Raw genomic sequence first — 8,495 nt, 5'->3', positions numbered from 1 at the left:
CACATCGGGTGTGGTCATTGCGGTGACGACGGCGATTCGGTCGCCGGGCGCGGGCTTGGGCGGGTAGATCGGTTGCTGACGGCCGGAGGGTACGGTCCTCGCCCGTCCGGCGCATCGTGATAAACCGAAGGCCGAACAGCGGTCCCTGATGGGCCGGCAGACCCGAACGGACCGGAGGAACCGTGCCCCGCACTCTCGCCAACGCCCCGATCATGGTCCTCAACGGCCCCAACCTGAATCTGCTCGGGCAGCGCCAGCCGGAGATCTACGGTTCCGACACGCTCGCGGACGTCGAGGCACTGTGCGTGAAGACGGCGGCGGCGTACGGGGGCACGGTGGATTTCCGGCAGTCCAACCACGAGGGCGAACTGGTCGAGTGGATCCACGAGGCCCGGCTGAACCACGCCGGTGTCGTGATCAACCCCGCGGCGTACTCGCACACTTCCGTCGCGATTCTCGACGCGCTCAACACCTGTGACGGGCTGCCGGTGGTGGAGGTGCACATCTCCAACATCCACCAGCGCGAGCAGTTCCGTCACCACTCGTACGTCTCGCTCCGCGCCGACGGCGTCATCGCGGGGTGCGGGGTGCAGGGATACGCGTTCGCGGTGGAGCGGGTGGCGACGCTCGCGGGCGCGGCACGGTCGGCGGTCTGAGGGGTCGGCCACGACGTCCGGGACGCCGGCTCGGGGCCGAGCACCCTCCACGGGCCGGCGTGGACAGCCCCATGTCCGCTTCAGGCCCCGCTCGGCGCGTACGTGCCAGGCATGTGCCCGGCTTGACGACTGCGCTCGGGCGGCGCACATGCCCGGGCCGCCGGTCGAGGGCGGGATAGCGGGACCGGCGGCCCATACCGCGCAGGAGCCGTCATCCTGTGCGGGGCTGCCTCCAGTTGACCGCGCGACCACACGGCCGGGGAGCGCACGCAAGGCACCAGCATGTGCGAACGGTTCACACGGGGCGCGTGAATCTGCTCTTCGCGCGGGGTGTTGATGCGCGTTCAGCGCGCGAGGTCCCCATGCTCACCACCCTGCGCTCACCACCCCCGCTCGTGCCATTCCGGCAGGTGCGGACGCTCGGTGCCCAGCGTGGTGTCGTTGCCGTGCCCGGGGTAGACCCAGGTCTCGTCCGGAAGCACGTCGAAGATCTTCGTCTCGACATCGTGGATCAGGCTGGCGAAGGCCTTCGGATTCTTGTGCGTGTTGCCCACGCCGCCCGGGAAGAGGCAGTCGCCGGTGAACACGTGCGGGTGTCCGTGCGGGTCGTCGTAGACGAGGGCGATCGAACCCGGAGTGTGTCCCACCAGATGGCGCGCGGTGAGTTCCACCTGCCCCACCCGGATCGTGTCGCCGTCGCCGACCGTGACGTCCGTCGGCACGGGAATGCCTTCGGCGTCGTCCCGGCCCGCGTACGTCCGCGCGCCGGTGGCCGCCACGACCTCGGCGAGCGCCTGCCAGTGGTCGCCGTGGCGGTGCGTGGTGACCACGGACGCGATGCCGTCGTCGCCGATCATGCCGAGCAGGGTGTGCGCGTCGTTGGCCGCGTCGATCAGCAACTGCTCGTCGGTGGCCCGGCAGCGCAGCAGATACGCGTTGTTGTCCATCGGGCCGACCGCGATCTTGGTGATCATCAGGTCCTTCAGCTCGTGCACGTCCGCCGGGCCACCGACCGTCACCGCTCCGCTGTACGTCATGGCTGTCAGCCTACCGACGAGGTCACAGCGGGGGCAGTACGGGCAGCGCCACGCTTTCGCCCACCATGGTCAGCCCTTTGCCGCGGGTGCGTCCCGAGAGCCAGCCCAGTAGCGCGGGGGCCGGGCCCGTCACGGTGACTGGTCCGTCGTCCTTTCGGCCCGTGGACCAGGCGAGCAGGCTCGGGTCCTCCAGGGCGTTCAGCGCGATAGCGGGCACCGCGGGATGGTCCGTGAACCGCTCCGCGAGGAAGCCGATCTCCCGCTCCACGAACTCCGTCGGCAGATCCTCCAGCTCGTACCCGATTCCGAGGTCGACGTGGTGCAGTTCGACCTCCACCCACCGCCGGAACGGCACCCGGGACGCCGCGTCGGTGACTCCGTTGCGCAGTTCGACCGTGCGCGACCAGTCCGCGGGGGCGGCCCCGGCCTCCTGGAACCGGGCGCCGCTCGCCCGCAGGTCGTCGAGCTGGACGTCCAGGGAACGCGGGGCGTCCCGCTCGATGTCGGCGTCCCGGGCCTCGCCGGAGACGTACATGGGACGTCCCTGCAGAACGTTCACGAGTGCGTCCGCGTTGCGGGACAGATGGGCGAGGACGTGGCCGCGATTCCAGCCGGGCAGCCGTGACGGAGCCTCCACGGCGGCGTTGTCCAGTGTGGCGGCTGCACGCAGCAGCCGGTCGGTCGCGTCACGTACAGATGCCAGGTCACGCGCGTGATCAATCATGAGGCCGACCCTAGCCTTGCCACTCCTTCGGGTGAAGGATGCGGACTGGACCCGCTAATCGAATGTGCGTGCGATATGGTCGAGTGCGACGTCGGGCATGCTGGATGGCCGGGGATTGTTATGAACCCTGGAATCCGACCGGCGTTGTCAGTGGCTCCCCTTAGTCTGAGAAGCACGGGGGCCCGGCCCCTGTCGCTTCTCTCAAGAAAGGTGCGGACCGGCGTGGCCGACCGTCTCATCGTCCGTGGCGCGCGCGAGCACAACCTGAAGAATGTCTCGCTCGAACTGCCACGCGACTCGCTCATCGTCTTCACGGGCCTGTCGGGGTCGGGCAAGTCCTCGCTGGCTTTCGACACGATCTTCGCCGAGGGTCAGCGGCGTTACGTGGAGTCGCTGTCCTCGTACGCCCGGCAGTTCCTCGGGCAGATGGACAAGCCGGACGTCGACTTCATCGAAGGGCTCTCGCCGGCGGTCTCCATCGACCAGAAGTCGACCTCGCGCAACCCGCGCTCGACGGTCGGCACGATCACCGAGGTCTACGACTACCTCCGCCTGCTCTTCGCGCGCATCGGCAAGCCGCACTGCCCCGAGTGCGGCCGTCCGATCTCGCGCCAGTCGCCGCAGGCCGTCGTCGACAAGGTCCTGGAACTGCCGCAGGGGAGCCGCTTCCAGGTGCTGTCGCCACTGGTGCGGGAGCGCAAGGGGGAGTTCGTCGACCTCTTCGCCGACCTCCAGACCAAGGGCTACAGCCGTGCGCGCGTGGACGGCGAGACGATCCAGCTGTCCAACCCGCCCACTCTGAAGAAGCAGGAGAAGCACACCATCGAGGTGGTCGTCGACCGCCTCACGGTGAAGGAGTCCGCCAAGCGTCGCCTCACCGACTCCGTGGAGACCGCGCTCGGCCTCTCGGGCGGCATGGTCGTGCTCGACTTCGTCGACCTCCCCGAGGACGACCCCGAGCGCGAGCGCATGTACTCGGAGCACCTGTACTGCCCGTACGACGACCTGTCCTTCGAGGAGATGGAACCCCGCTCCTTCTCCTTCAACTCGCCCTTCGGCGCCTGCCCCGAGTGCACCGGCATCGGCACCCGCATGGAGGTCGACCCCGAGCTGATCGTCCCGGACGAGGAGAAGACCCTCGACGAGGGCGCCATCCACCCCTGGTCGCACGGGCACACCAAGGACTACTTCGGCCGCCTCATCGATGCCCTCGCGGACGCCCTGGGATTCCGGACGGACATCCCCTTCGCGGGACTGCCGCAGCGCGCCAAGAAGGCCCTGCTCTACGGACACAAGACCCAGATCGAGGTCCGCTACCGCAACCGCTACGGACGCGAGCGCGTGTACACGACGCCCTTCGAAGGCGCCGTCCCCTTCGTGAAGCGCCGCCACAGCGAGGCCGAGAGCGACGCCAGCCGGGAGCGCTTCGAGGGCTATATGCGCGAGGTGCCCTGCCCGACCTGTCAGGGCACCCGCCTCAAGCCCGTGGTCCTCGCGGTCACGATCATGGACAAGTCGATCGCCGAGATCTCCGCGATGTCGATCAGCGACTGCGCGGACTTCCTGCGGGAGCTCAAGCTCGACGCCCGTGACAAGAAGATCGCCGAGCGGGTCCTGAAGGAGGTCAACGAGCGGCTGCGGTTCCTGGTCGACGTCGGCCTCGACTACCTCTCGCTGAACCGCGCGGCCGGCACGCTCTCCGGTGGCGAGGCCCAGCGCATCCGTCTGGCCACCCAGATCGGTTCCGGACTCGTCGGTGTCCTGTATGTGCTCGACGAGCCCTCCATCGGTCTGCACCAGCGCGACAACCACCGGCTGATCGAGACCCTGGTCCGGCTGCGCGACATGGGCAACACGCTCATCGTCGTCGAGCACGACGAGGACACCATCAAGGTCGCCGACTGGGTCGTCGACATCGGCCCCGGTGCGGGGGAGCACGGCGGCAAGGTCGTGCACAGCGGCTCCTTGAAGGAGCTGCTCACCAACGACGAGTCGCAGACCGGTCAGTACCTGTCGGGCAAGAAGTCCATCCCGTTGCCCGACATCCGGCGCCCGCGCGACCCGTCCCGACAGCTCACGGTGCACGGCGCCCGTGAGAACAACCTCCAGGACATCGACGTCTCCTTCCCGTTGGGCGTGTTCACGGCCGTCACGGGCGTGTCCGGCTCCGGAAAGTCGACGCTGGTCAACGACATCCTCTACACGCACCTCGCCCGCGAACTGAACGGTGCGCGCAACGTCCCCGGGCGTCACACGCGTGTGGACGGCGACGACCTCGTCGACAAGGTCGTGCACGTCGACCAGTCGCCCATCGGCCGTACCCCGCGGTCGAACCCGGCGACGTACACGGGCGTCTTCGACCACATCCGCAAGCTGTTCGCCGAGACGACCGAGGCGAAGGTGCGGGGCTACCAGCCCGGCCGTTTCTCCTTCAACGTCAAGGGCGGTCGCTGCGAGAACTGTGCGGGCGATGGCACGATCAAGATCGAGATGAACTTCCTCCCGGACGTCTACGTCCCGTGCGAGGTCTGCCACGGTGCCCGCTACAACCGGGAGACCCTGGAGGTCCATTACAAGGGCAAGTCCATCGCCGAGGTCCTGAACATGCCGATCGAGGAGGCCATGCACTTCTTCGAGGCGGTCCCGGCGATCTCCCGCCATCTGAAGACGCTGAACGACGTCGGTCTCGGCTACGTCCGCCTCGGCCAGTCGGCGACCACCCTGTCCGGTGGTGAGGCGCAGCGTGTGAAGCTTGCCAGCGAGCTGCAGAAGCGGTCCACGGGACGCACGGTCTACGTCCTGGACGAGCCGACCACCGGTCTGCACTTCGAGGACATCAGCAAGCTGCTCAAGGTCCTCGGCGGCCTGGTCGACAAGGGCAACACGGTCATCGTCATCGAGCACAACCTCGACGTCATCAAGACCGCCGACTGGGTCGTCGACATGGGTCCCGAAGGCGGCGCGGGCGGCGGTCTCGTCGTCGCCGAGGGCACCCCCGAGGAGATCGCGGGGATCCCGACCAGCCATACGGGCAAGTTCCTGCGCGAGATCCTCGGCGCCGAGCGCATCAGCGACGCGCCCTTCGTGACGGCTCCGCGCAGGGCGGCCGCGAAGACCGTCGCCGCCGCCTCGACGGCGAAGAGGACGGCCACGTCCAAGACGGTGAAGACCGTCAACAACACGGCGGCCAAGAAAGCGGCCGGCGTCACGAAGAAGGCGGCGCCCGCGAAGAAGTCCACCCGGGCGCGCAAGGCCTGACACACGGGGGGACGACCGGCTCCCGGAACACACGGTGCCCCGTGGGAACTTCCCGCGGGGCACCGCTCGTCGGACGACCGGCCGCGCCTGTCCCTGTACAGGGACGGCGGCCGGACGGGCGGGCGCGCCGGGATCGCGGTGGCGGGCAAGCGGCTCAAAGCGGACTACGGGCCGTCGAGTTCGGACGCGTACGGCGGTTCGGCGCCGGCGCGCGAGCAGGTGATGGCCGCGGCGCGGGCCGCGAAGCCCAGCAGGTCGGTCCAGCCCCCGGCGTCCAGGGCGGCCAGGGCCGCCGGGGAGAGGGCGTTGCGGGCTCCCAGGCCGTGCAACAGCGCCGCGTTCACCGTGTCGCCGGCGCCGATCGTGTCCACGACGTCCACCCGCACACCCGTCACGGAGTGCTCCGCACCGTCACGCGTGAAGACCGTGAGCCCGTCGCCGCCACGGGTGATGACCACGGCGGCGGGGCCGGAGGCCAGCCATTCACGAGGGGTACCGCCCAGCCACTCCGCGTCCTCGACGGACAGCTTGAGCAACGACACGGAAGGCAGCCAGCTCTTGAATCGGGCCCGGTAGGCGTCGGGGTCGGGGATCAGCCCCGCCCTGATGTTCGGGTCGAGCGCCGTGAACACACCCTGTGCGGCGGCGCTGCGCATCAGCTCCTCGTACGCGCTCGCCCCTGGTTCGAGGACCAGCGAGCAGGTACCGAACGACACCGCCCGGGTGCCCTGCGGGAGGTGTGCCGGTGCCGTGAACAGCCGGTCAGCGGTGCCGTCGACGTAGAAGGAGTACGCGGCCGAGCCGTTCTCGTCGATGGTCGCGACCGCCAGCGTCGTCGGCTCGGCGCCGCGCTGCACGGCCGAGACGTCCACATCGGCCCGGCGCAGCCCGTCGAGCAACGCCTCTCCGAAGGCGTCGTACGAGGTGCGGGAGCAGAATGCCGTGGCGGAGCCGAGCCGGCCGAGTGCGACAGCGGTGTTGTAGGGGCCGCCGCCCAGCCCCGGCTTCAGGGGCGCGAGCGCGCCCGTCCCCTGCGGGACCAGGTCGATCAGGGCCTCTCCGGCAACGACGATCACGAGTCGGTTCCCTTCTGGGAGGGGGCGTCGGGGCAGCCGCACGAGGTGCGGTGGACGAACACACTGGGCAGCCGAACGGTGCGCGAGGGACGGTCCAGGTCCTCCAGCCGCTCCAGCAGCAGCCGTACGGCCTCGGCACCGATCTGCCTGCTCGGCTGGGAGATCGCGGTGAGCCGGGGTGAGAACAGATCGGCCCACGCGAAGTCGTCGAAGCAGCACAGGGCCAGGTCGGCCGGCACGGACAGTCCGCGGCCGCGCAGGGTGCGCAGCGCTCCGATGGTCATCGCGTTGTTGGCGGTGACCAGGGCAGTGGGGGGTGCCGCGAGCGACAGCAGGGCGGCGGTGGCCCGCTCGGCACCCTCGGCCGCGGAGTCGCCCCGGGCCAGCAGCCGCTCGTCGTAGGACATCCCCGCGGCCGCGAGGCCCTGCCGGTAGCCGCTGATCCGCTCGTTGGTCGTGCTGAACCCGGGACGTCCCGCGACCAGGCCGATGCGGCGGTGACCCAGCTCGGCGAGATGGGTGACCAGACGGGCCATGGGGTCGACGTTCTCGGCGCAGATCTGGTCGAACGCCTGTGGCGCGGGTGTGCCGGCGGGAACCGTGTCGACCAGCCGGTCGAGGAACACGGTCGGCACCCGGTGCCGCGCGAGAAGGGCGAGGAGTTCGCCCGGGTTCGCCGAGGGAGCGACGATCACACCGTCGACGCGCCGTTCGTGCAGCAGTCGGACGGCGTTGCGTTCGTGCAACGGATCGTCGTGCGGATCGGCGATGAGCAGACCGTAGCCGCGCTCCAGAGCGCTTGCCTCGACGCCCTGGAGGATCTCCGTGAAGTACGGGTTGCTGATCGCCGACACCGCGAGCCCGATGGACCGGGTGCGAGCCGTCACCAGGGAACGGGCAAGCGTGTTCGGCGTGTAACCCAGCTCGTCGACGGCGTGGAGCACCGCCTGGCGGGTGTGGGGCCGTACCGGCCGGGTGTCGTTCAGCACGTGCGAGACGGTGGCGACGGACACGCCCGCGCTCCGTGCGACATCGGCCATGGTTGCCATGCGTCCCCCTCCTCGGGCCGTCTGGCCGGGAAGGTATCCCATTCGGAGAGCGGCGTAAACGCTTGCGCAAGCGTTTACGTCTCTGTGCGGCATGGCCTGCCCCCGCCCCGGCCCGAGGCGGAACGACCGCCACCGGTATCGTCGGCACCGCCCGCCTCCCGGTGGGCGTCGGCTTTGACCAGTGGAGACCTCATGTCCGCCCGTCCCGCAGCGACCCGTCGTACCGTCCTTCGCGGGGCTGCGCTCACCCCGGTCGCCGGGCTCGGTCTCGCGGCCTGCTCGTCGGGCGGTGACGGCGGTGGCACGGCGGCCACGCCGACCGCGCCGGTCGCACTGGGACCCGAGAACGAGGTCCCGAAGGGCGGCGCGAAGCTGTACCGGGACGACAACGTCGTGGTGAGCCGTGCCGCGGACGGCTCCTTGAAGGCGTACAGCACGATCTGCACGCACGCCGGTTGCGCCATCAACAAGCTGTCCGGCACGACGCTCGTCTGTCCCTGCCACGGCAGCCAGTTCGACGCCGTCACCGGCAAGGTGGTGCAGGCCCCGGCCACCGAGCCGCTGCACGAGCTGTCCGTCGAGGTGAAGAACGGCGGAATCGTGGCGGGCCCGGCGGCCTGACGGCTCAGGGGAGGCCGTTCAACTCGCGTCTGTCGAGGATGACCGGCGTTTACGCCGGTGAGGAATCGCCTCCG

The 8,495-nt window shown here is 69.7% G+C and carries 7 protein-coding genes; 3 read left to right on the top strand and 4 right to left on the bottom strand.

Features of this window, described 5'->3' with window-relative positions; all coding sequences use genetic code 11:
• Positions 1-182 precede the first annotated feature (182 nt).
• The gene (aroQ, locus tag VXC91_RS39920; protein WP_329512255.1) at positions 183-656 is read left to right on the top strand and encodes a type II 3-dehydroquinate dehydratase; all 474 of its coding nucleotides are present in this window, start codon (positions 183-185) and stop codon (positions 654-656) included.
• 380 nt (positions 657-1,036) lie between these two features.
• Here the strand turns inward: aroQ and VXC91_RS39915 are convergent, their stop codons facing one another.
• On the bottom strand, positions 1,037-1,693 hold the full coding sequence (locus VXC91_RS39915; protein ID WP_329512254.1) for an MBL fold metallo-hydrolase: 657 nt from the start codon (positions 1,691-1,693) through the stop codon (positions 1,037-1,039).
• Positions 1,694-1,715: 22 nt separating this feature from the next.
• On the bottom strand, positions 1,716-2,417 hold the full coding sequence (locus VXC91_RS39910; RefSeq protein WP_329512253.1) for a maleylpyruvate isomerase family mycothiol-dependent enzyme: 702 nt from the start codon (positions 2,415-2,417) through the stop codon (positions 1,716-1,718).
• 222 nt (positions 2,418-2,639) lie between these two features.
• Here VXC91_RS39910 and uvrA point away from each other — a divergent pair, with 222 nt between their 5' ends.
• Positions 2,640-5,675 carry an excinuclease ABC subunit UvrA gene (gene uvrA, locus VXC91_RS39905; protein WP_329512252.1) on the top strand — a complete coding sequence of 1,012 codons (3,036 nt, stop codon included), beginning with the start codon at positions 2,640-2,642 and terminating at the stop codon, positions 5,673-5,675.
• A 164-nt stretch (positions 5,676-5,839) separates the two neighbouring features.
• Here the strand turns inward: uvrA and VXC91_RS39900 are convergent, their stop codons facing one another.
• A complete protein-coding gene (locus VXC91_RS39900) occupies positions 5,840-6,751 on the bottom strand; it encodes a carbohydrate kinase family protein (protein WP_329512251.1) in 912 nt (303 codons plus the stop codon).
• Positions 6,748-7,800 (bottom strand): LacI family DNA-binding transcriptional regulator, encoded by a 1,053-nt coding sequence (locus VXC91_RS39895; RefSeq protein ID WP_329512250.1) that lies wholly within the window; start codon positions 7,798-7,800, stop codon positions 6,748-6,750. Before VXC91_RS39895 ends, VXC91_RS39900 begins: the two co-directional genes overlap by 4 nt.
• Positions 7,801-7,992: 192 nt before the next feature.
• Here VXC91_RS39895 and VXC91_RS39890 point away from each other — a divergent pair, with 192 nt between their 5' ends.
• The gene (locus VXC91_RS39890) at positions 7,993-8,421 is read left to right on the top strand and encodes a Rieske (2Fe-2S) protein (protein ID WP_329512249.1); all 429 of its coding nucleotides are present in this window, start codon (positions 7,993-7,995) and stop codon (positions 8,419-8,421) included.
• The last annotated feature ends 74 nt before the right edge of the window (positions 8,422-8,495 follow it).

It is taken from the genome of Streptomyces chiangmaiensis (assembly GCF_036281785.1).
GTDB lineage: Bacteria > Actinomycetota > Actinomycetes > Streptomycetales > Streptomycetaceae > Streptomyces > Streptomyces chiangmaiensis.
The sequence above is the reverse complement of the archived record's forward strand: the minus strand, read 5'-3'. Positions and strand labels throughout refer to the sequence as shown.